Below are 21,537 nucleotides of genomic sequence, written 5' to 3' on the forward strand. Positions count from 1 at the left end.
ATGTCAGAAACATATCGCTCAGGCTTTGTGGCCATTGTTGGCCGACCAAATGTTGGTAAATCAACTTTTATGAATCGAATGATCGGTGAAAAAATTGCCATCATGTCATCAAAAGCACAAACGACTCGCAATAAAATTCAAGGGATCTATACGGATGACAACGCGCAAATCGTGTTCGTTGATACACCAGGGATTCATAAACCACATAATGAATTAGATGAATACATGGATCAAGCAGCGCTTTCGACGTTTAACGAAGTTGACGCCATTTTATTCATGATTAGTGGGATTGATAAAAAAGGGCCTGGGGATCAATACATCATGGACCAATTGAAGAACGTCAAAAAACCCGTTTATTTGGTTGTTAACAAAATTGACGCGATTCATCCAGACGATTTATTACCAATGATTGAACAATATCGGCATGAATTGGACTTCAAAGGGGTTTACCCAATCTCTGCATTAGAAGGTAACAATGTCCCTGAAATGTTAAAAGAATTGGAACAAACACTCCCAGAAGGCCCGCAATACTACCCAGAAGATCAATTAACGGATCACCCAGAATATTTCGTTGTTGGTGAATTGATTCGGGAAAAAATTCTTGAATTAACGCATGAAGAAGTGCCCCATTCTGTTGCCGTGGTTGTGGAACGGATGAAAGACCGCGTCAATGATAAGCTCCAAATCGAAGCGAATATCATTGTTGAACGGGATGGTCAAAAACGGATTATCATCGGACAAAAGGGCTCCATTATCAAAGAAATCGGGATTCGGTCACGTCGCGAAATTGAAGCTTTACTTGGCGAAAAAGTCAACTTGAAGCTCTGGGTTAAGATTCAAAAGAATTGGCGTGACAATAACCAATACCTCCGTGAATTTGGTTACAATAAAAAGAGATTGTAGGCTTAAGCAATGGCGGAACATCGATTCGAAGACTTTAATGGTCTAGTGATGTATCGGAAGAACTATAAAGAAAAAGATATGCTGGTCAAGATTTTGACCGATCGCTTTGGCAAAAAGATGTTTTACTTACGCGGTGCGAATAAACCGAAGTTTCGCTTGAGTGCGGCTATTTTGCCATTTACCCAAGCTGAGTACGGTGGCGACATTCGCGATGATGGCTTATCCTTTTTAAATAATGTCAAGTCGGTGAGTCAGTTTCAATCGATTAGCAATGACTTGTTTTTAAATGCCTATGCGACCTATATCTTAGGCTTAGTCGATGTTGGTTTTCCGGATAGCGAACCGCTCGGCAGTTGGTATCCGAAGATTGAACAGGCACTCTCATTAATTGATGAAGGTTTTGACGCGGCGACGATTACGCACATCATCGAGATTCAGATGTTACAAGTCTTCGGGGTGCAGCCACAACTGCAAGTCTGTGCGGTTTGTGGGCGTTCTGATTTACCGTTTGACTATTCTGAGAGTTATGGCGGGCTGCTTTGTCAACGCCACTGGCACTTGGATGTTAATCGGTTCCACGGTAGTCAACGGGCTATTTATTATCTGCGGTTGTTTTCAGTGATTGATTTATTCAAGATCCAATCGGTCAACGTCAAACAGACAACCCAGATGGAGCTTAAGACGATGATCGACCGGATTTATCAAGACACGGTTGGCCTATCGCTCAAGAGTAAGCAATTCATCGATAAGATGTACAGTTTCGATAGTCAATTACCACAATTAAAAAAAGTGTCGTCAGAAATTGACAGCACGCCAAAAGACGACTAAAATAGTAATCAACTTAATAGACGTTGAAGAAAAGGGTCCCTTAAGACGGTCAGACAGTGATTCTAGGTGAGTGAGAACTAGAACAAGACTTGAGTGGATTGGCGTTTCGGAGTCATACCAATGAAGCAGCAGCTCGCTTTGAGCTGAAGTAGGGTGGAACCGCGAGTAATCGTCCCTATGTGACTTAACAGTCGCATAGGCTTTTTTTATGCGCAAAATACGGAAAAGAGGAATTGAAATGGTTAAAAAGTTAAATGTGCAAGAAATGATTTTAACCTTACAGCGTTTTTGGTCTGAAAAAGGCTGTATGCTAATGCAATCTTACGATACAGAAAAAGGGGCCGGCACAATGAGCCCATACACGTTCTTACGGGCAATTGGACCAGAACCTTGGAACGCAGCTTACGTAGAACCTTCACGGCGCCCAGCAGATGGTCGGTATGGCGAAAACCCCAACCGTTTATTCCAACATCACCAATTCCAAGTGGTCATGAAACCAGCCCCATTAAACATCCAAGAATTTTACTTGGATAGTTTACGGGCTCTAGGCATCGATCCTTTGGAACATGACATTCGCTTCGTCGAAGATAACTGGGAAAACCCATCAATGGGTTGTGCCGGTGTTGGTTGGGAAGTTTGGTTAGACGGGATGGAAGTGACTCAATTTACCTACTTCCAACAAGTTGGTGGTTTGCAATGCGATCCTGTGACAAGTGAAATCACATATGGCGTTGAACGGCTTGCTTCATACATTCAAGATGTCGACAACGTGTTCGAACTTGAATGGGGCAATGGCGTGTTATATGGCGATATTTTTAAAGAACCTGAATATGAACATTCAAAATATGCTTTTGAAGACAGTAACCAAGACATGCTTTTGAAATTCTTCGATGAATACGAAACAGAAGCAAAACGTTTAATTGACTTAGGCCTTGTTCATCCAGCATATGACTATGTCTTGAAATGTAGCCACACATTCAACCTATTGGATGCCCATGGTGCCGTTTCCGTTACAGAACGGGCCGGTTACTTGTCACGGATTCGCCGGATGGCGCACTCAATCGCGCAAGCATTCGTTGCTGAACGTGAGAAACGTGGCTTCCCGCTCTTAAAACATGCTCAAGAATCAAACACGGAGGTCGTTAACAATGACTAAACCATTCTTATTAGAAATTGGCTTGGAAGAAATGCCAGCCCACGTTGTGATGCCTAGCATCCAACAACTAGAAAAGCGCGTACGCGACTTTTTAGAAGAACAACACTTAACATTCGGGACCATCAAAACTTACGCAACACCACGCCGGTTAGCCGTCTTGATCGAAGACCTAGCGGACAAGCAAGCTGACATTCACGAAGAAGCGAAAGGCCCCGCTAAGAAAATTGCGCTTGATGCTGAAGGTAACTGGAGTAAAGCAGCGCAAGGTTTTGTTCGCGGCCAAGGTTTAACGACCGACGACATTACTTTTAAAGCACTAAAAGGCGTTGAATACGTCTATGTTGAAAAATCAATCATCGGCAAACCTGTTGAAACAATTTTGCCAGAACTAAAAGCCGTGATTATGGCGATGACCTTCCCAACGCGGATGCACTGGGCCGATTACGACTTCGAATATATCCGTCCAATTCACTGGATTGTTGCTTTATTAGACGATGAAATTATCGATTTCAGTATTTTAAACGTTACGACTGGTTGCACAACACAAGGGCACCGTTTCTTAGGTCAAGCCGTGATATTGGCAAAAGCAACTGATTACGAAGCAACGCTGGAAGCACAATTCGTAATTGCGGATGAAGCTAAACGCCAAAACTTAATTCAAACTCAGATTGAAACAATGGCCCAAGAAAACGATTGGCAAGTCGATTTAGACGCAAACTTGTTAGAAGAAGTGACGAACTTAGTTGAATGGCCAACTGCTTTTTATGGGCAATTCGATCCTAAGTATCTTGAAATTCCAGAAGAAGTGTTGATTACCTCAATGAAGGATAACCAACGTTACTTCTACGCACGCAGCCAAGCGGGTGATTTATTACCTGTTTTCATCGGTGTTCGCAACGGGAACACCGACTTCATGGAAAATGTCATTGCTGGGAACGAAAAAGTCCTCACAGCGCGTTTGGAAGATGCCGATTTCTTCTACCATGAAGATCAAAAGGTAACGATTGAACAAAACGTTGCGAAGTTACAAAACGTGTCATTCCACGACAAGATTGGTAGTCTGGCTGAAAAGATGACCCGTGTTGGTTTAATCGCGCAATTCTTAGGCCAAAAATTTGGTTTATCAGAAGCAGAATTAGTTGATTTGCAACGGGCAAGTGATATTTATAAATTTGACTTAGTGACTGGCATGGTCGGTGAATTTGCCGAATTGCAAGGGGTCATGGGTGAAAAATATGCCTTATTACAAGGTGAAACACCAGCCGTTGCCACAGCGATTCGCGAACACTACATGCCAATTAGTGCTGAAGGTGCACTCCCTGCAACAAAGGTCGGCGCGGTTTTAGCAATCGCTGATAAGTTCGATAGTATGGCTGATTTCTTTGCAGTGGGCATGATTCCAAGTGGTTCAAACGATCCTTATGCATTGCGTCGTCAAGCTTATGGGATTATCCGCATCTTAGAAAACCAAAACTGGCACTTCCCAATGGCCGATTATCAAGCTGCGATGAGTGACATTGTTAAGCAACAAGCTGATTTCAACCTTGATTGGTCAACCAATGCTGACGCGATCAGCGATTTCTTAACGGATCGTGTTCGCCAACGCTTTAACGGCATGCGGCCTAAAGTCCGGCGTGATATCGTAGATGCCGTCTTGAAGAATCAAAGTCAAGATCCAGTCGTGATGTTCGAAGCTGCCAAAGTGCTTTCAGACCATCAAGATGATGCAGATTTCAAGGCAACGGTTGAAGCCGTGACACGTGTGTTACGACTCGCTGAAAAAGTTGACTTTGCAACAACTGATTTAACGGTTGATCCTGCATTATTCGAAAATGAAGCTGAAAAAGCACTTTACACAGCGGTCGAAGACTTACGTGGTACAATTGCTACGAACCCATTAGCTGATAATTACGGCATCTTACAAACACTACGACCATTAATCGAAGCTTACTTTGATGCCACAATGGTCATGGCTGAAGATGAAGCTGTTCGTCGAAATCGCTTAACACAGTTGATGATTATCGCTCAAATCGCCCTTACCTTAGGTGATTTAAACGAATTAATTGTTAAATAAACAATTCAAAAGGGGATAATAGCATGTTACAAATGAAACGGGTTTATGAAGCAGCGACAGACTCAGATGGGTACCGAATTCTAGTCGATCGGATTTGGCCCCGCGGCATTTCAAAAGAACGTGCCGCTATTGAGACCTGGGCGAAAGAAATTACCCCAACGACTGACTTACGCAAGTGGTTTGGTCATGAGCCAGCTAAGTTTCCCGTTTTTAAAGAAAAGTACCTTGCTGAAATTGCAGCTAATCCAGCTTGGCCGGCGTTTGAAAAGGTAGTGCACGAGCACCTTGAGCTGGGCAACGTCACATTAGTCTATGCGGCAAAGGACCTGCAATATAATCACGTTGTCATCTTAATGGGACTTTTGAAAAAGGACCTTGACAACGAATGAGATAGTTTGCTATATTTATTTGCAACTGTACCTAAATGGTGCTATGATATATAGTGTATTTTTGTGCTGATAATCCTTAAAAGTCGCATTTCATTGTGAGGTGCGGCTTTTACAGTCTTAGTACAATTTGAATTGAATAGTGAGGTGAGACCAATGGCGGGAAAGATTCCGAATGACGTGATTGATGATGTTCGGAGCCAAACTAACATAGTGGATGTTGTTGGTCAGTATGTCCAGCTCAAGAAGAGCGGCAATAACCTATTTGGGATTTGTCCGTTTCACGATGAGAAGACCCCATCATTCTCCGTTAGTGAAGAGAAACAGATTTTTCATTGTTTCTCTTGCGGACGGGGTGGGAATGTCTTCAAGTTCTTGATGGAACTGGAACAGATTAGTTTTCCAGAAGCTGTTACAAAAATCGCTGACTTTGTCGGCTTCAGTTTAGCGGAGACTTATCGACCCACTCAAAATGTTCAAGAATCAAGTGAAGTGACGCAGTTTAAGCAACTCTATCGTCAGGCCAATGAACTCTTTACGCATATTTTAATGAGTACTGAAGCGGGCCAACCAGCGTTAGATTACTTACACGAACGGGGCTTGACGGATCAATTAATTGAGACGTTTAGTATTGGCTATTTACCGGATCAAGCCGATTTAATGCTTTCATTCTTCCAGAATAAAGAAGTTCCGTACCAGACACTACGTCAATCCGGCTTATTTATTGAAACTCAGACCGGCAAGCTGCATGATCGTTTTTCCGGCCGAGTGATGTTTCCGATTCGGAATGCACAAGGTGAAGTGATTGCTTTTTCTGGCCGGGTTTTGGTGAAACAACCAGATCAACCCAAATATTTGAACAGTCCTGAAACCGTGATTTTTAACAAGCGGAAGGTTTTGTTCAACTATGATTTAGCAAAGACTGCTATTCACCAAGAACGCAAAGTTTACCTGTTTGAAGGGTTTATGGATGTGATTGCAGCGTATTCAGCCGGTGTTTCAAACGGTGTCGCTTCAATGGGGACGAGTTTAACGACTGAGCAGTTGGGAATTTTAGGGCAACAGGCTCGGGAATTAATTGTCTGTTATGATGGTGATCGTCCCGGAATCGAAGCGATGAAACGCGCAATTACCATGTTGCAGCAAAATACCAAGCTTGAATTGAGTGTGGTGGTTTTGCCCAGTGGCGCTGATCCGGATGAATATGTTCGCCAATATGGTGCTGAACAATTTAAGACAACCTTGCAAAATGGTGCTGAAACACCGATTGCATTTGAACTGCGGTATTTGAAGCAAGGGTTAAATCTGGATAACGAGAAGGATCAACTTGATTACGTGCAACAGGCATTGTCCGTCGTTGCGCCAATTGATTCGCCGCTTGAAATCGAGATTTACCTCAAGCAAATTGAAGCCGATAGCGGCATTACCCTTGATACGTTGAAGCGGCAGTTACAAACATTGCGCGTTAAACGGGCAACGCAGCAACCACTTGCACCGGCATCTAGTCAGTATGATTATGACATGCCACCTGAACCGGATGACGCATTTGTGGGTGGACCACCGCCAATCATTGGTGATCCGCGGGCAACAGCGACGCGTCAGCCACAACGGCTAACCCGGGTTGAACACGCGGAGCAAGAAGTGTTGCATATGTTGATGGCTAATGACGATATGCGCCTGCAATTGGAGAACAATGCCGATTTTAGTTTTGTGCATACCCCGTACCAACTGATTTACGAGTTATGGCGCGCCTTTTTAGCTGAAGGTAAGTCGACCTTGGCCGACTTCATGGGTTATATCCCAGATGACTTACAAGCCTTAGTCGTTCAGATTGATGCGCTTGACTTACCAGAAGAGGCAAGTCAAGAGGCGTTAAACGACTGTCTGTTCGTCATTGCGCAAAATAACGTTGAGGAACAATTAAGAGAAGCGAAAATTGCCTTAAAAGAGGCGACCAAATTGGGGAATGCGAGCGAAGAAACGCGCTTAACCCTGGAGGTCATTAGACTTGTTTCGCAAAAGAAATTAGGAAATTGATATTAGGAGGTTTCTGAATGGCTGATAATAAAAAAGCTGACACGAAGAAATTTGATACTGCGGTTAAGGCTTTAATTAAGGAATACAAACCAAAGAAAGAAATCACCAACGATGAACTCGTTGCAAAAATCGTGAAACCATTTGCGCTACAAGCTGATGAAATCAATGAATTAATGCAAAAAGTGGAAGACCAAGGGATTGGGATTGTCGATGAAGATGGGAATCCAAGTGCCGCTACCCTTAAAAAGGAAAAGGTTTCTGCTAAAGAATTAAAAGATATGACTGCACCAACCGGGATTAAGATTAACGATCCTGTGCGGATGTACTTAAAAGAAATTGGGCGGGTATCTCTTTTAAACGCCCAACAAGAAGTTGACTTAGCCTTGAGAATCGAACAAGGTGATCAAGAAGCCAAGCAACGCCTTGCCGAAGCTAACTTGCGTTTGGTGGTTTCAATCGCTAAACGGTATGTTGGCCGTGGCATGCAATTCTTGGATTTAATTCAAGAAGGGAACATGGGCTTAATGAAGGCCGTTGAAAAATTCGATCACCGTAAAGGGTTCAAATTCTCAACATATGCCACATGGTGGATTCGTCAAGCGATTACGCGTGCGATTGCCGATCAAGCCCGGACCATTCGGATTCCTGTCCACATGGTTGAAACGATTAACAAGTTAATCCGGATTCAACGACAATTACTTCAAGATTTGGGCCGCGAACCAACGCCTGAAGAAATTGGTGCTGAAATGGATATGAATACGGATAAGGTGCGCGAAATCTTGAAGATCGCTCAAGAACCTGTTTCCCTTGAAACCCCAATTGGTGAAGAGGACGATTCACACTTAGGCGATTTTATCGAAGATCAAGATGCAACCAGTCCTGAAGAACATGCTTCTTATGAATTGTTGAAAGAACAATTAGAAAGTGTCCTAGATACCTTAACAGACCGTGAAGAAAACGTCTTACGTTTACGTTTCGGCCTTGATGATGGTCGGACACGGACATTAGAAGAAGTGGGTAAGGTGTTCGGCGTTACGCGAGAACGGATTCGTCAAATCGAAGCCAAAGCATTACGGAAACTCCGCCACCCATCACGTTCAAAACAATTAAAAGACTTTTTAGAATAAAAGAGTGCGTAAGCAGGCGGCTATATTTTGAGGGTTAGCATAGTCAGGCGAATAACCAACGATGTTGGTTGTTTGACTGACGTAGCTGGCCGCAGAAATATGCCTGCTAGAGCACGTTTTCGATAAAGTGCGTTTAGTTACGGGAGCAACTGAGCATTAATACAATATTGTCATTAATTCAGATTTTAGAATTAATGGCAATGTTAGATTAAGCGGAAGTTGTTGAACTAAAAAGCACGTTTAGGCAATCAATAAAAAGGCCGCAAGCTAACCTAGCTTGCGGCCTTTTTTGCGTGTATCTAAACAAGCAGAGCACCAATCCCCACTGCTAAAAATACAATCCCCATCAATGCACCTGACCATAACGCCATGGGCATGAAGACTGAAGTACTGTGGTTTGCTTCAACCTTCAAAGTCTTGAATGTTTTAATGGTCATTGAAAGTTGGAAAACACCGATGATTAGCATTAAAATCCCAATAATTGGTAACCAGTTCATGTTACCATCCCCTTCACTGTAAATAATTTATCTTATGTTAACTAGGATTTCCGAAAACTAATAAAGCTCAAAAAGAAGGGGCTAATTGACGTTTATAACCAATTCAATAAACTAGCAAGACTAATCCCAATAAAGACAAGCCCCATGAAAGCACTCGAACAGAGCGCTGCTGGCGCAAAGACAGAAGTATTTTGATCTGCGTGTAATTTTAAGTCTTGATAATACTGATACGACTTATAAATTTGAAAAATGCCTAAACCAATCATGAAAACACAGAATAGTTGCAACCAACTCATGAGACCACTCCTTAATGTATAGAAAGCGTTTTCGATTTAATTTCAGTATAAAACTAAATTTTGCCTAAAGCAACTTCTGCTATCCAGAATCAAGTGTTCACTTTGACTGCGTATGCCGTCTAAAATTTGGTATACTAACTATAACAATCAAAGTTTCTAGAATGGAGTTTTATTTTTGTCACCAATTCATTTATCAAAGCGTTTAGCTGCAGTTGCGCAGTTTGTCCCACAAGATAGCATTGTTGCTGATATCGGTTCAGATCATGCATATTTACCAATTTGGCTTACGGAACAAAACCGGTTGAAGGGCGCCATTGCCGGTGAAGTAGTTGCCGGTCCGTTTGAATCAACACAGACTCACGTTAATCAATGGCACTTACAACAACAGATTCAAGTCCGCTTAGGCGATGGCGTCGAGGTATTGAATCCTGAAGAAGACCATGTGAGTTGCATCGTGATTGCCGGCATGGGTGGTTTATTGATCACGGAAATTTTAACCCGTGGATTGGATCATCTGAACGGCCATGAACGACTCGTGTTACAACCCAATATCATGGAAAGTACTGTCCGTGAATGGTTGAATGCACATGACTATGCAATCATTGATGAAGCGATTGTCGCTGAAGACGGGCATATCTACGAAGTGATTGTCGGCGAACCCCAACCATCAGTTGCACCATTAAGCGAAAGTGATCGAGTGTTTGGCCCTGTTCTCCGCCAAACACAACCTGCTGATTTCCAATTGAAGTGGGGGACAATGTTGAAAAAACGGCGTCATTTATTGCAACAATTACAAAACGCACAAGTCGTACCTACTGATAAAGTCAAAGCAGTTGAACATGAAATTGCATTAATCGAGGAGATGAAGACATGGGAAAATTAGTCGCGAGTGACTTAATTGCTGCGATTGAAGACTATGCACCATTGGCATTAAAAGAAGGCAATGACCCCACCGGTTTTCAAATCGGGCGACGCGATAAAAGCATTGAACGGGTGTTAGTAACCCTTGATGTCCGCCCAGAAACCGTTCAAGAAGCGATTGAACAGAATGTTGATTTTATTTTTGCCCACCATCCAGTAATGTTTCGCCCAGCGCGGAATCTCGATCTAAGTGATCCGCAAAACAAGATGTATGCGGATCTGTTAACGCATGACATCACGGTATATGCCGCCCATACGAATTTGGATAAGACTAACGGCGGCATGAATGATTGGCTAGCTGAAGCTTTACAACTAAACGATGTGCAACCGTTTAACATCACGGACTACCAATCATTAGTAAAATTGGTGGTCTTTGTCCCTGAGTCACATGCTGAACAGATGCGGATGGCATTGAATCAAGCTGATGCGGGACATATTGGCGATTATCAAGCCTGCAGTTTTAGTACGACCGGAATAGGGCGTTTTCAACCAACGGACGCAGCAAATCCTTATATCGGCCAATCAGGTGATCTAGAAGCGGTTACCGAAGTTAAAATCGAAGTTGTTCTGCCAGTGGCCATGCAAACCAAAGTTGTTCAGGCGATGCTTGCGGCGCATCCTTATGAAGAACCCGTTTATGATGTGATTCCATTAGCTAATCAACAACAACCGATTGGTATTGGGCGCATTGGTCAAGTCGCTCAATCAATGACGGTCCGGGATTATGCGCAATTTGTCTGCGAAACATTTGATTTAACAGGTCTGCGCTTAATTTCAAATGAACCGGACAAAATAGTTCAGACAGTCGCCGTTGTCGGTGGCGATGGGGGTAAATTCTTCCCAGCCGCTTTACAAGCTGGTGCGGATGTCTACATTACCGGTGATGTGTATTATCATACTGGTCACGATATGTTGGCAGCTGGTTTGTCAGTAATTGATCCTGGTCATCATGTCGAAAGTATTGTGAAGGATAAGATGACAGAAATTTTTGAAAAGTGGGCCAAACAGCGTGGTTGGTCGGTTACATTCATTAAATCACAGCAAAAAACTGATCCGTTTACATTTATTTTTAATGCGGAGTAGGTTAGAATAGAATTAGTATTAAATAATATCTAGGAGGCTACACCATGGCTAAATATGAAAAATTGATTCCTCGTTTTCTAGAATATGTCACAACTGAAACACGTTCAGATGAAAACGCAACAACGAGCCCATCAACCCAAACACAAGTGGTATTTTTACACAAATTGATGGACGACTTGAAGGAAATCGGATTAAGTGATGTGAAATACAACGAAAGTAATGGCTATGTAACAGCGCTATTACCAAGTAATATTGATAAAAAAGTGCCAACAATGGGCTTTTTATCACACGTTGATACTGCCGACTTCAATGCCAAAGGTGTCAATCCAAAAATCGTCGAAAACTATGATGGCGAATTAATTATTAAATTAGATGATGCGGGTAAATTCGTATTAGATCCTAAAGAATTCCCAAATATGAAAAATTATAAAGGCCAAACTTTAATCACAACTGACGGCTCAACATTATTAGGTTCAGATGATAAGTCTGGGGTTGCTGAAATCATGACAGCCATGGACTTCTTAGTCCAACATCCTGAAATCAAACATGGCGACATCAAGATTGGTTTTGGCCCCGATGAAGAAATCGGAACTGGCGCTGATCACTTTGATGCCAAAGATTTCGCAACCGACTTTGCTTACACAATGGATGGCGGTCCAATCGGTCAACTTGAATACGAAACATTCAACGCTGCTGCCATGAAAGTCGATATTCAAGGTAAAAACGTGCATCCTAGTGAAGCTAAAGACATCATGATCAATGCCCTTCAAGTGGCTGTTGATTTCCAAAATGCTTTACCAAGCGATGAAGTCCCTGAAAAAACAGACGGTCGTCAAGGTTTCTATCACTTATTAAGCCTTGAAGGCACAGTTGATGAAGCACACATGGCTTACATCATTCGTGATTTCGAACGTGATGGTTTGGAAGAACGCAAAGCATTTGCTGCTAAAGTTGCTGATCAAATGAATGCTAAATACGGTGAAGGCCGCGTTGTTGCAACAATCAAAGATCAATACTACAACATGGCAGAAGTCTTAAAAGATCACATGGACGTTGTTGATCTTGCTAAAGATGCAATGGAAGCCGTTGATATCAAACCATTAATCGAACCTGTTCGTGGTGGGACAGATGGTTCTAAGATTTCATTCATGGGTATTCCAACCCCTAACATCTTTGCTGGTGCTGAAAACATGCACGGTCGCTACGAATTTGTTTCAATCGAAACAATGGAAAAGGCCGTTGATACAATGCTTAAGATGAATGATTTAAACGTTGAACGGAACTAATCAACAATCTAAAAAGCCCCGCACAAATTGAATTTGTGCGGGGCTTTTTTTGTGCGGTTAATTTTGATGCATTGTCAACAAGCCTTTGAGTTGTTCAATGGGTAATTGGCCTGGTGCACTGGGGTGTTCAAGGTAACCGAAACTCACAGCTGAACCGAATTGACCACCAAAAATGCGAGAGGCTAAGCCAAATTCAGACATCGCCATCGTGATCAGTGGGGTTGTGTGATCATGTGTAAAAGACTGGGTAATCGCCATTAACCGAGTAGTATCCTCATTACTTTGAGCGGTAGTTGCTAGTTTTAACATATCTGGGTGCGTCGCATGCATTGCTGCGAGTTGTTTTTGAAGTGTTAGATTATCAGGGGTTGTCTTTAAATCGTGATGGCTTAGTAACACTTGATAGCCATTCGCACGTGCAAGCGCGCTGACGGCTTTTCTAACTGCCTCAGGTAAAGACCACTCAATATCAACCACATCGCCGATTTGAGCCGATAATAGAGCTGTATAGCGGTCTAAATAGTCGGTTGGATCAGACAGGCCGCCATCATGGGTTGTTCTGAGCGTTAAAATAACGGGGTGCTTGCAGGCGGCAATTTGGTGACCAGCCGTTAATAAGGTCGCTGGTGTTTGCCAATAGTCTAAGCGCCATTCTAGAATATCAATCGCAGCTTGCTTTTGCTCAACGAGTGCCATTTCACGCACACAATCGTCTAGGTTACGCGGCATTAAGGAAACGGCCGTTTGTGTCTGGCCAGTGCCAACATGGAGGGTCATCAAATGACCTCACTTTCTAATCAAAATGGATAAACAATTTTTAAATCGATAAGGTCTATTTTAAGAGAAAAAGTTGTTTAACGCAATAAACTTAACCAATTAAATAACAAAAAAGAACCACCAACTGGTAGCTCTTTTATAGGGATTGATTAATATGAGCGACACGATATTGACCATCAATTAATTTAAACGTTCAAATTTCACTGAAACGTTCAATATAAGCCGCTTCACGACGTTGGTCATTAACCGTGGCTGTCTGCCGCTCATCAGTGAAGTAATCGCGCATTTGCGCTGTCACTAGAATATCTTGGCGGTTCGGTTTTTCAGGTAATAATAACTCAGTTGAAACAATGGCGATACTCTCAAGTTGGTTATGTTTATGGTACCGTTGATAACGGTTTAAGATGCGTTGTTGTTGGTGCTGAAAATGGGGCGTCATTGAGTCCGCCACGTTGCTTAAGTCATTTGAGGGCCAAGTTGTTTCAATTTGATAGAATGCATTTTCAAAGCGCGCCGCGGTTTCAGCATCTAACGGCATGGTATCAGCCAGTGCCCGTTTTCTACGTCCGGTTAACCAGTCACGCACTTTACGCCAAATCATGATCCCAAGGGAGACGAATACGAAAAGCAGGGTGACTATACTATCGAATAAACGACGCATCGGGGACTTGTAGTAATGCCGATATCCCGCATCATCGTAATAATAATCACGACTACGGCCGCCAACATAACCGGATGTCGGTGAAGACCCACCACCGCTACCACCGGATCCACCAGAGCCACCCGAAGACCCGCCGGCACGCGCAGCAACCGGACTTGGTAATAAAACAATTAAACAAAGGATAAATAAGATGAAAATAAGAGCTTTCTTCATAAGCGACCTCACAATAAAATAACAATAGATAATCAGTTTAGCGGAAATAATACCCTAGTGCAATATACCAAGAACAATTTTAATCAATTACGTAGCTAATTAAAATAAGATTGCATTTTTATTTATTAAACATTAATGTAATAAATAAGAGTGAGCTGGATATTAAATTACATAAAAATGTATCCGCTTTCTAAAAGCGCTAATGGGGTGGTTATTAATGAGTATTAAACTAGAGTTACTGTCAGCAATAAGGGGGCTCACAGCTGAACATAGAATCGTTACTCAGCTGACAACGGCTGAAAGCCTGGCCCAGCAATTTAGTGTACAGCGCAACACGGTTAGTCATTATTTGAATCAATTAGTGAAAGAAAATCGTATTATTAAAATCAATACTAGACCCGTTATTTTCTTTGATAAAGAAACATTAGAAAAGCAATATCAATGTCTACTCGCAAATGAATATGCTTCTATTGCTGAACTTGAGAGTGCCATGACGGTTAAACAAGATGCTTTTAGTCGTGTCATTGGAGCAGAGGACTCACTATATCGTCAAATTCGGCAGTTAAAATCTGCTGCTTTTTATCCAGGTGGGGGATTACCAGTCTTACTAACTGGTCCGACCGGTTCTGGTAAGAGCTTTTTGGCACGGAATTATTATCAATACTGTGTCGACAAAGGAATTTTAAAAAAAGAGAGTCATTTTATTCACTTTAATTGTGCTGAATATGCCGATAATCCAGAATTGCTGGCTAGTAGTTTGTTTGGTTATAAACGGGGGGCTTTTACAGGAGCGACACAAGACAAAACTGGGCTATTCGATGAAGCAGATCAAGGCATGTTATTTCTGGATGAAGTGCACCGGTTAGATTCTAAAGGCCAAGAAAAACTATTTGGCTATTTAGATAATGGTTTAATTTCGCCCATTGGTGAAACAAAAAAGGGCCATCCAGTTGCCGTTCGACTGGTTTTTGCTACCACTGAAGATATTCAAAGTAATTTCTTAAAAACGTTTATCAGACGAATTCCTGTGCAAATTGAAATCCCAAGCCTTGATAATCGGACTAACTTGGAGAAAAAGCAACTGGTTCTACATTTTTATCTCCAACAGGTAAAGAAAGTAAAACAGACGATTAACGTCAGCCGCCAAGTGATCTCTTTATTAAGTGCACAAAAATTTGAAAGTAACGTCGGCCAATTACAAAATAGTGTTATTTTATCAGTCGCCAATGCTTTGGCAAGAAGCGTCCGTACGAAGCAAGTAATTACTGTGCGGCTAAGTGATTTACCACAAACTTTATTACAGCTAAATGTCAACCAACAGCCGATTACTGGTCCAGACAAATCAATCATCTGCTTAAAGATAACTGATAGTTTATACGGTATTACGCACCATGCTGAGTCAGAACGAAACCAAATTAAAACAACGTTTAGCAGAATTATTCAACTCGCACGGACAAAAATTACGAACGAGGAACGGCTCAAAACTTGTCAGGATGAAATTGCGACACTATGTGATTATTTAGTATTTGGGAAAGTTGATAAAAATGGAGATTTGCCCCTCAACTTTTTGAAAAATCTATTAGCTGGTGAAATCCAGATGATTGAGCAAAAATTGGGGATGCAATTTAACGGTAACACGGTTGTCCTTTTAGCCCATTATTTTTATAACAAACAGTCGCTGCATTGGGGATTAACTAACCATGAACGTGATATATTAAAAGAATTAACCCAAGCAGTTCAAACTGAAGATACTCAATTACAGTCATTAGTTACAACACTGTTGATGATTGCTGAGCAAAATATTAATTTACCAGTAGATGCCATTGATGCGTTGTTTTTGACACTTTATTTTAAACAAATCACTAATATTTCAAAAGTCGAACGTATACGTTGCTTAGTATTAGCGCATGGCTATTCAACCGCCAGTAGTATGGCGAACGTTGTTAATAAGATGGTTGGCAGTCAGGTAGTGGATGCATTTGATATGCCAATCGATATTAGTCCGCAACAAATTGGTGAACAGATTAATCAGTATTTAAGTGATAAGAATGTCAGTGGCGGACTCATTATGTTAGTCGATATGGGATCTCTTGAGGACGTACACCGCTACATTAAAGGCTACATTGATTTTCCAATCGGGATTATCAATAATGTTTCGACGCAATCTGTTTTGACAGTTGCTAGTGAAATCCAACAGAAAAATGATTTCGAATTAATTATGCAAGATCCACAATTACAGATTACCCAGCAAGTTAAAGTTCTCTATCCCAGTGAAGTGCATAAGAATGTCATTATTACATGCTGTTTAACAGGAATTGGAACGGCAAAACAGATTAAAGCACTGCATGCCACTAGAATTAGATTTAGTGATCAATGCATACGAGTACGCACGTTTATGTGAAGTGGAACAACAGACAGCATTATTAAAAACATACAACGTATTAGCCGTCATCGGAACAATTGATCCGGAGATAACGGGTATTCCCTATATTTCTTTAGAAAATCTCATCAATGGTACTCAAACAGATGTCTTTAACCAGGTTCTCCAGCAAGTCGCTAAACCAGCACAAATCCAACGGATCGGGGAAAATATTTTACGGAATTTTTCGATTGAGCGCGTGATTAATTCATTAACAATTTTAGATGCGCGAACGGTCATGGCTAATGTTGATCAAGCACTGTCAAATTATTGTCAAATCAGTCAAAGTACACTTAACAACCAAACAAGAATGGCGTTGTATGTGCATGTTAGCTGCCTGATTGAGCGTTTAATTCGTAATGAACCGATCACAAGTTATGCTGTTACAACGGCATTTGATTCTGAGGCAACTGTCATCTATCACAATATTCAAAAAGCCTTTAGTGTCGTAGAACAAATCTATAGTGTCAAAATACCGGATACTGAATTAGGCTATATTTTCGATATTGTTGTTGCAAACCACTGATATATCAACCTTTATACATTATACAAAGAGCGTGCCAGAAAACTGGCACGCTCTTTGCTTGTATAAAGATGTAGGACATTAAGAGGTGAAAAAGATGAAGATAATATTAGTAAGTCATGGAAAATTAGCGCTAGGGTTGAAGGATACTTTGGAAATGATTGTTGGGCAAGTTGATGGATTGTATGCTTTTGCAGCATATAGTGATGGGAGTGAAGATCAGTATCTAAAAGCGATTGATGCCATTTTAGAGACTGACACAACTGAACCAATATTGATTATCACAGATGTCTTAGGCGGTTCAGTCAATAACGAGGTGTGGCAATTACTTGCAACCCATCCACAATTAATTGTTTTGACAGGGATGAATTTACCATTGCTGATGACCTTAGTGACTTATCCAAATCAAGTAACGCTAGAAACAATTGGTGAAATTGTTACGGCGGGACAACATGGGGTGATGTGTATTAATCAACTTGTTACAGAAAAAATAGATAAGGAGGAATTTTAAATGATTAAAATGTTAAGAATTGATCATCGTTTGATGCACGGACAGGTTGTTTTTGCTTGGACCAAATCACAGGGGATTGAACGCATCATTGTGATTGATACCAAAACAGCGAATGATGAATTTAAAAAAATGTCACTAAAACTGTCAAAACCAGCTGATGTTAAGTTGAGTGTTTTCTCTGTCGAACAAGCAATTGAACGGATTCCTAAAATTAAAGCGTTATCAGACACAACGATGATTATTACAGCAAGTGTCGCAGAAACGTACCAATTTGTCACAGCGTTTAAGGATATCACTGAGATTAACTACGGGGGCATTCCTGAACGACCTGGCACAACTAAATATAGTAATGCGATTTATTTAACGGATGAGGAGGTTGAATTAAGTCGGCAATTGAAAGAGCAGGGGGTTAAGTTAAACATGCAACAAGTACCAACATCAAAACGTGAGAGTCTAAATCAGATGATTTAATACCACTCACGGCGATGAAAGGAGAACTACTATGTTAGTTAAAGCAATTCTACTGGGTTTGATTGGTGTAATTGCCATGTTCGATTCTCGGTTGCTCGGCCGCTCTAACTTTGAACGTCCATTAATTGTTAGTTGTTTGGTCGGCATCGTACTTGGCGATATGCAAAAAGGGCTAATGATCGGGGCGTCACTTGAATTGATTTCATTAGGGATTGTTAATATCGGGGCAGCTGCGCCACCCGATATGACTTTAGGTTCGATTATTGCGGCATCATTCGCCATTTTATCAAATACAAATGCCCAAACGGCCTTAACAATCGCCTTACCAATTGCAATTTTGGGCCAAATGATTGGGATTGTCTTAAGAACAGTACTGTCATCATTTTCACACATGGCTGATAACGCAATCGATGCGGGCGATTTCAAGAAGGCCCGCTCATATCATATTTTCTGGGGACCATTCCTATATGCACTGATGTACTTTGTGCCAATTTTCTTAGCGATTTATTTTGGCACTGGGGTTGTCAGCTCAGTTGTTAATAGCATCCCAGAATGGTTAACCAATGGTCTAACACTTGCAAGTAAGATCTTACCAGCATTTGGGTTTGCATTATTGATGTCAACGATGCTGACTAAAAAGACAACGGCGTATCTATTACTGGGCTTTTTCGTAACAGCTTACGCCAACTTATCAGTTACTGGTGTTGCCATCTTCGCTGTTATCTTGGCACTTGTATTAAATGAAATTCTCCCGAAACAAAAACCAGCTACCGAACAAGTGGCCATTGATGATGACGACTTGGAAGAACTTTAGGAAGGAGGTTATCTCATGAAAAAAGAACAAAATAACAGTCAAGCAACACTTCGTAAAAAATATTGGCAATTCTTCTGGCGTTCCTGGTTTATCCAAGCTTCATGGAACTATGAACGCCAAATGAACATGGGGTTTATGTATGGCATTGCGCCCACAATTGATGCGCTATACGGGGATTCACCTGAAGAAATCGAACGTAAAAAAGAAGCATATCGACGCCACATGGCCTTTTACAACTGTACACCACAAACAAGTGCCTTCATTTTAGGTTTGACAGCATCGATGGAAGAAGAATATGCGCGTGAACCTGATAGTTTTGACCCAGACTCAATTACAGCAGTGAAGTCTTCTTTAATGGGACCATTATCAGGTGTCGGGGATTCATTCTTCCAAGGAACGATCCGTGTGTTAGCTTTTGGATTAGGGATTAATTTTGCTAAACAGGGGAGTATTCTAGGGCCAATTTTAGCAATAATTATCTCGTTCATTCCATCGTTTATTGTCACTTATTGGGGTGGCAAAATTGGTTATTCTGCAGGGAATAAATATTTGGAGAAATTAACCAAAGAGAATGTTATCGACCGGCTCATGTATCTGGTCACTATTGTTGGATTAATGGTTATCGGCTCAATGATCGCAAGTATGATTGGTATCACAACACCAATTCACATGGGTAAGACCTTCAATCTACAAAAAACACTCGATACGGTCTTCCCACAGATGATTCCACTTGCTTTTACGTTTTTCATGTACTGGTTACTTAAAAAGAAAGTTGGTACCGGCTGGATCTTGACCATTTGTATTGTCAGCGGACTAATATTTAGTGTACTTGGTATTTTTGCTTAAATTTGGTATTAAATTTTAAAAACATTTGGAGGGTACTATTATGACAGTCTCAACACCAGCTTCAATTATCGAAGCAATTAAAGGAAAAAATGTATCAATTTCACGTGTCCTATTCGTTGGCTGTGGGGCTTCAATGGCCGATTTATATCCTGGTTACTATTTTATTTCACATGAAAGCCAAGCATTACTCACAAGTATTATGACTGCCAATGAATTTAATTACGATACACCCAAAGGGATTGATGAACATACCATCGTTATTACTGCCTCCCTTGGTGGGTCCACACCAGAATCGATTGAAGCAACTAAATTAGCACGTTCATTGAATGCACAAGTCATTACCTTATCACATGTTGCTGATTCACCAATCATCGAAGCTGCTGAATACAGTATTGTGCACGGGTTTGAAAAGAATTATGCTGCTAAAGTTGAAAAAATGACCAACGTTTTAAAATTAGCAGTTGAAATTTGCCATCAATTTGAAGACTATGCTTTCTATGATGAAGCAGAACGTGCTTTTGATGGAATTGGCGATTTAATCGAACAAGAAGTTAAATTAGTTGGCCCAATGGCAAAACAATTTGCTGAACAATATAAAGATGATCAAACAATCTATGTCATGAGTAGTGGTGCAACTTATGACGTGGCATATGCGACTGCTTCATTCTTGTTGATGGAAATGCAATGGATCAGTGCACCAACATTGCATACTGGCGAATATTTCCATGGCCCATTCGAATTAACAGAAACAGATGTGCCATACCTATTATTTATGAATGATGGCCCAACCCGACCACTTGATGCACGTGCGTTAACATTCTTACAACGCTTCGATGCTAAAGTCACTGTAATTGATGCCAAAGATCACGGGTTAAATTCAGTAGCAAGCAATAACGTGATTGATTACTTTAATCCAATCTTATTAACGGGGATCATGCGTGTCTATGCTGAAGAATTAGCAATTGCTAGAAAACATCCATTAACCAAACGCCGTTATATGTGGAAATTAGAATACTAAAATAGTGTTTGTGGGTGAGATTGGATAAATCTCACCCTTTTTGGGAGGGATCAGGATGTTAAAAGCAGTCATTTTCGATATGGACGGCGTATTAGTCGATACCGAACGCTTCTATTTTCAGCGACGAATGAAATATTTTGATGAACATCAAATTGAACCGGGGAGCCGTGATGAAGCGGCGTATTTTGGGCTTAGTAATGAAAATGTTTGGCGTTTGTTAGTACCTGATGAACAGCAGCGAACAAAGATTAAAACCGATTATGAGGCGCATTTAAAACAATTGCCAATTAATTATGTCGATCATCTCAATGAAGGCGTAATTAAGACTCTAGACACGCTAGAACGTGGTAATATAAAGATTGCCCTAGCATCTGCAGGTCAAAAAAATGAAATTGAACGGATGTTGTATGAATGTTACTTAGACCATTACTTTAGTCAAGTACTCAGCGGGGAAGAGTTGGCTCACAATAAACCCCATCCAGAGATCTATCAAGTAAGTGTTGAAAAACTTGGTTTTCAAAAATCAGAATGTCTTGTGATTGAAGACAGTCCAACTGGTATTCTATCAGCTAAGCAAGCCGGATTAACGGTTTGGGCTAAACAAGCTGAAGTAAATCAAACTAAGGCTGATCAAATCTTTAACCATTTTGGAACGTTAAATGAGTATTTTAAATCAATTATTTAGATGGG

General features: G+C 41.1%; 22 protein-coding genes. 18 read left to right on the plus strand and 4 right to left on the minus strand.

Annotation, left to right across the window (positions count from 1 at the left end; genetic code table 11):
• The 7 genes from era (at nucleotide 1) to rpoD (ending at nucleotide 8,511) form a co-directional block, all read left to right on the plus strand.
• Entirely contained in the window at nucleotides 1-903 is a 903-nt protein-coding gene (era, locus tag ACF1X7_RS06080; protein ID WP_039099630.1) for a GTPase Era, read from the plus strand.
• A gap of 9 nt (nucleotides 904-912) precedes the next feature.
• Nucleotides 913-1,731, plus strand: a complete 819-nt coding sequence (gene recO / locus ACF1X7_RS06085; protein WP_146955350.1) for a DNA repair protein RecO — start codon at nucleotides 913-915, stop codon at nucleotides 1,729-1,731.
• Nucleotides 1,732-1,969: 238 nt separating this feature from the next.
• Nucleotides 1,970-2,887: a glycine--tRNA ligase subunit alpha gene (glyQ, locus tag ACF1X7_RS06090; protein ID WP_004270813.1), complete on the plus strand. Its 918-nt coding sequence runs from the start codon at nucleotides 1,970-1,972 to the stop codon at nucleotides 2,885-2,887.
• A complete protein-coding gene (gene glyS / locus ACF1X7_RS06095) occupies nucleotides 2,880-4,961 on the plus strand; it encodes a glycine--tRNA ligase subunit beta (RefSeq protein ID WP_054644536.1) in 2,082 nt (693 codons plus the stop codon). The genes glyQ and glyS overlap by 8 nt, the downstream gene beginning before the upstream one ends.
• Before the next feature lie 23 nt (nucleotides 4,962-4,984).
• A complete protein-coding gene (locus ACF1X7_RS06100) occupies nucleotides 4,985-5,350 on the plus strand; it encodes a DUF488 domain-containing protein (protein WP_004270800.1) in 366 nt (121 codons plus the stop codon).
• 153 nt (nucleotides 5,351-5,503) lie between these two features.
• Nucleotides 5,504-7,384 carry a DNA primase gene (gene dnaG, locus ACF1X7_RS06105; protein ID WP_260160863.1) on the plus strand — a complete coding sequence of 627 codons (1,881 nt, stop codon included), beginning with the start codon at nucleotides 5,504-5,506 and terminating at the stop codon, nucleotides 7,382-7,384.
• Nucleotides 7,385-7,401: 17 nt separating this feature from the next.
• Nucleotides 7,402-8,511 (plus strand): RNA polymerase sigma factor RpoD, encoded by a 1,110-nt coding sequence (rpoD, locus tag ACF1X7_RS06110; RefSeq protein WP_039099449.1) that lies wholly within the window; start codon nucleotides 7,402-7,404, stop codon nucleotides 8,509-8,511.
• Between the two features lie 299 nt (nucleotides 8,512-8,810).
• Here the strand turns inward: rpoD and ACF1X7_RS06115 are convergent, their stop codons facing one another.
• Nucleotides 8,811-9,008, minus strand: a complete 198-nt coding sequence (locus ACF1X7_RS06115; RefSeq protein ID WP_004270811.1) for a hypothetical protein — start codon at nucleotides 9,006-9,008, stop codon at nucleotides 8,811-8,813.
• A 92-nt stretch (nucleotides 9,009-9,100) separates the two neighbouring features.
• Nucleotides 9,101-9,304, minus strand: a complete 204-nt coding sequence (locus ACF1X7_RS06120) for a hypothetical protein (protein WP_004270816.1) — start codon at nucleotides 9,302-9,304, stop codon at nucleotides 9,101-9,103.
• A gap of 175 nt (nucleotides 9,305-9,479) precedes the next feature.
• On the opposite strand from ACF1X7_RS06120, the gene ACF1X7_RS06125 reads away from it, so the two are divergent.
• From ACF1X7_RS06125 to pepT, 3 genes are read left to right on the plus strand one after another with little or no spacing between them, the layout of a single operon-like run.
• Entirely contained in the window at nucleotides 9,480-10,187 is a 708-nt protein-coding gene (locus tag ACF1X7_RS06125) for a tRNA (adenine(22)-N(1))-methyltransferase (protein ID WP_039099448.1), read from the plus strand.
• Nucleotides 10,175-11,308 carry a Nif3-like dinuclear metal center hexameric protein gene (locus ACF1X7_RS06130; RefSeq protein ID WP_004270812.1) on the plus strand — a complete coding sequence of 378 codons (1,134 nt, stop codon included), beginning with the start codon at nucleotides 10,175-10,177 and terminating at the stop codon, nucleotides 11,306-11,308. Before ACF1X7_RS06125 ends, ACF1X7_RS06130 begins: the two co-directional genes overlap by 13 nt.
• 44 nt (nucleotides 11,309-11,352) lie before the next feature.
• Nucleotides 11,353-12,594 (plus strand): peptidase T, encoded by a 1,242-nt coding sequence (gene pepT, locus ACF1X7_RS06135; protein WP_411162549.1) that lies wholly within the window; start codon nucleotides 11,353-11,355, stop codon nucleotides 12,592-12,594.
• 57 nt (nucleotides 12,595-12,651) lie between these two features.
• On the opposite strand, the gene aroD is transcribed toward pepT, so the two are convergent.
• A complete protein-coding gene (gene aroD, locus ACF1X7_RS06140; RefSeq protein ID WP_054644533.1) occupies nucleotides 12,652-13,371 on the minus strand; it encodes a type I 3-dehydroquinate dehydratase in 720 nt (239 codons plus the stop codon).
• A gap of 193 nt (nucleotides 13,372-13,564) precedes the next feature.
• On the minus strand, nucleotides 13,565-14,245 hold the full coding sequence (locus tag ACF1X7_RS06145) for a hypothetical protein (protein ID WP_411162550.1): 681 nt from the start codon (nucleotides 14,243-14,245) through the stop codon (nucleotides 13,565-13,567).
• A gap of 217 nt (nucleotides 14,246-14,462) precedes the next feature.
• Between ACF1X7_RS06145 and ACF1X7_RS06150 the strand changes: the two genes are divergently transcribed.
• From ACF1X7_RS06150 to ACF1X7_RS06185, 8 genes are all read left to right on the plus strand, one after another.
• Nucleotides 14,463-16,646, plus strand: coding sequence for a sigma 54-interacting transcriptional regulator (locus ACF1X7_RS06150; protein WP_271260166.1), 2,184 nt, complete (start codon nucleotides 14,463-14,465; stop codon nucleotides 16,644-16,646).
• Entirely contained in the window at nucleotides 16,591-17,190 is a 600-nt protein-coding gene (locus ACF1X7_RS06155; protein WP_146955342.1) for a PRD domain-containing protein, read from the plus strand. The genes ACF1X7_RS06150 and ACF1X7_RS06155 overlap by 56 nt, the downstream gene beginning before the upstream one ends.
• A gap of 94 nt (nucleotides 17,191-17,284) precedes the next feature.
• Nucleotides 17,285-17,698 carry a PTS sugar transporter subunit IIA gene (locus ACF1X7_RS06160; protein WP_076789749.1) on the plus strand — a complete coding sequence of 138 codons (414 nt, stop codon included), beginning with the start codon at nucleotides 17,285-17,287 and terminating at the stop codon, nucleotides 17,696-17,698.
• Nucleotides 17,699-18,169 carry a PTS sugar transporter subunit IIB gene (locus ACF1X7_RS06165; RefSeq protein ID WP_039099441.1) on the plus strand — a complete coding sequence of 157 codons (471 nt, stop codon included), beginning with the start codon at nucleotides 17,699-17,701 and terminating at the stop codon, nucleotides 18,167-18,169.
• A gap of 31 nt (nucleotides 18,170-18,200) precedes the next feature.
• On the plus strand, nucleotides 18,201-18,983 hold the full coding sequence (locus ACF1X7_RS06170) for a PTS mannose/fructose/sorbose/N-acetylgalactosamine transporter subunit IIC (RefSeq protein WP_039099440.1): 783 nt from the start codon (nucleotides 18,201-18,203) through the stop codon (nucleotides 18,981-18,983).
• A 15-nt stretch (nucleotides 18,984-18,998) separates the two neighbouring features.
• Nucleotides 18,999-19,829, plus strand: a complete 831-nt coding sequence (locus ACF1X7_RS06175; RefSeq protein WP_039099439.1) for a PTS system mannose/fructose/sorbose family transporter subunit IID — start codon at nucleotides 18,999-19,001, stop codon at nucleotides 19,827-19,829.
• 37 nt (nucleotides 19,830-19,866) lie between these two features.
• Nucleotides 19,867-20,847: an SIS domain-containing protein gene (locus ACF1X7_RS06180; protein WP_375792397.1), complete on the plus strand. Its 981-nt coding sequence runs from the start codon at nucleotides 19,867-19,869 to the stop codon at nucleotides 20,845-20,847.
• 55 nt (nucleotides 20,848-20,902) lie between these two features.
• The gene (locus tag ACF1X7_RS06185) at nucleotides 20,903-21,532 is read left to right on the plus strand and encodes an HAD family hydrolase (protein ID WP_411162551.1); all 630 of its coding nucleotides are present in this window, start codon (nucleotides 20,903-20,905) and stop codon (nucleotides 21,530-21,532) included.
• Nucleotides 21,533-21,537: the final 5 nt, after the last annotated feature.

The sequence above is a fragment of the Latilactobacillus sp. VITA-14 genome, from assembly GCF_046580785.1.
GTDB lineage: Bacteria > Bacillota > Bacilli > Lactobacillales > Lactobacillaceae > Latilactobacillus > Latilactobacillus curvatus.

Coding starts and splice junctions, on each gene's coding strand:
- era (WP_039099630.1), top strand. CDS start 1: ATGTCAGAAACATATCGCTCAGGCTTTGTGGCCATTGTTGGCCGACCA.
- recO (WP_146955350.1), top strand. CDS start 913: ATGGCGGAACATCGATTCGAAGACTTTAATGGTCTAGTGATGTATCGG.
- glyQ (WP_004270813.1), top strand. CDS start 1,970: ATGGTTAAAAAGTTAAATGTGCAAGAAATGATTTTAACCTTACAGCGT.
- glyS (WP_054644536.1), top strand. CDS start 2,880: ATGACTAAACCATTCTTATTAGAAATTGGCTTGGAAGAAATGCCAGCC.
- ACF1X7_RS06100 (WP_004270800.1), top strand. CDS start 4,985: ATGTTACAAATGAAACGGGTTTATGAAGCAGCGACAGACTCAGATGGG.
- dnaG (WP_260160863.1), top strand. CDS start 5,504: ATGGCGGGAAAGATTCCGAATGACGTGATTGATGATGTTCGGAGCCAA.
- rpoD (WP_039099449.1), top strand. CDS start 7,402: ATGGCTGATAATAAAAAAGCTGACACGAAGAAATTTGATACTGCGGTT.
- ACF1X7_RS06115 (WP_004270811.1), bottom strand. CDS start 9,008: ATGAACTGGTTACCAATTATTGGGATTTTAATGCTAATCATCGGTGTT.
- ACF1X7_RS06120 (WP_004270816.1), bottom strand. CDS start 9,304: ATGAGTTGGTTGCAACTATTCTGTGTTTTCATGATTGGTTTAGGCATT.
- ACF1X7_RS06130 (WP_004270812.1), top strand. CDS start 10,175: ATGGGAAAATTAGTCGCGAGTGACTTAATTGCTGCGATTGAAGACTAT.
- pepT (WP_411162549.1), top strand. CDS start 11,353: ATGGCTAAATATGAAAAATTGATTCCTCGTTTTCTAGAATATGTCACA.
- aroD (WP_054644533.1), bottom strand. CDS start 13,371: ATGACCCTCCATGTTGGCACTGGCCAGACACAAACGGCCGTTTCCTTA.
- ACF1X7_RS06145 (WP_411162550.1), bottom strand. CDS start 14,245: ATGAAGAAAGCTCTTATTTTCATCTTATTTATCCTTTGTTTAATTGTT.
- ACF1X7_RS06150 (WP_271260166.1), top strand. CDS start 14,463: ATGAGTATTAAACTAGAGTTACTGTCAGCAATAAGGGGGCTCACAGCT.
- ACF1X7_RS06155 (WP_146955342.1), top strand. CDS start 16,591: ATGCCACTAGAATTAGATTTAGTGATCAATGCATACGAGTACGCACGT.
- ACF1X7_RS06160 (WP_076789749.1), top strand. CDS start 17,285: ATGAAGATAATATTAGTAAGTCATGGAAAATTAGCGCTAGGGTTGAAG.
- ACF1X7_RS06165 (WP_039099441.1), top strand. CDS start 17,699: ATGATTAAAATGTTAAGAATTGATCATCGTTTGATGCACGGACAGGTT.
- ACF1X7_RS06170 (WP_039099440.1), top strand. CDS start 18,201: ATGTTAGTTAAAGCAATTCTACTGGGTTTGATTGGTGTAATTGCCATG.
- ACF1X7_RS06175 (WP_039099439.1), top strand. CDS start 18,999: ATGAAAAAAGAACAAAATAACAGTCAAGCAACACTTCGTAAAAAATAT.
- ACF1X7_RS06185 (WP_411162551.1), top strand. CDS start 20,903: ATGTTAAAAGCAGTCATTTTCGATATGGACGGCGTATTAGTCGATACC.